Genomic DNA, 636 nt, shown 5'->3' on the forward strand with positions numbered 1-636 from the left:
ATCTAATCCTGTTTGCTCCCCACGCTTTCGCGCCTCAGCGTCAGTTACAGACCAGAAAGCCGCCTTCGCCACTGGTGTTCCTCCACATCTCTACGCATTTCACCGCTACACGTGGAATTCCGCTTTCCTCTTCTGTACTCAAGTCCTCCAGTTTCCAATGACCCTCCACGGTTGAGCCGTGGGCTTTCACATCAGACTTAAAGGACCGCCTGCGCGCGCTTTACGCCCAATAATTCCGGACAACGCTTGCCACCTACGTATTACCGCGGCTGCTGGCACGTAGTTAGCCGTGGCTTTCTGACGAGGTACCGTCAAGGTACGGGCAGTTACTCCCGTACTTGTTCTTCCCTCGCAACAGAGCTTTACGATCCGAAAACCTTCTTCGCTCACGCGGCGTTGCTCCATCAGACTTTCGTCCATTGTGGAAGATTCCCTACTGCTGCCTCCCGTAGGAGTCTGGGCCGTGTCTCAGTCCCAGTGTGGCCGATCACCCTCTCAGGTCGGCTACGCATCGTCGCCTTGGTAGGCCGTTACCCCACCAACTAGCTAATGCGCCGCGGGCCCATCCTGCAGTGACAGCCGAAACCGTCTTTCAGAGTTCTTCCATGCGGAAGAACCGATTATTCGGTATTAGCC

The 636-nt window shown here is 55.8% G+C and carries 1 rRNA gene; it reads right to left on the reverse strand.

Going from position 1 to position 636, the window contains the following annotated elements:
- A 16S ribosomal RNA gene (locus AWV70_RS08000) occupies positions 1-636 on the reverse strand; the annotation flags it as partial.

The sequence above is a fragment of the Sporosarcina koreensis genome (assembly GCF_001531445.1).
Classification (GTDB): Bacteria; Bacillota; Bacilli; order Bacillales_A; family Planococcaceae; genus Sporosarcina; species Sporosarcina koreensis_C.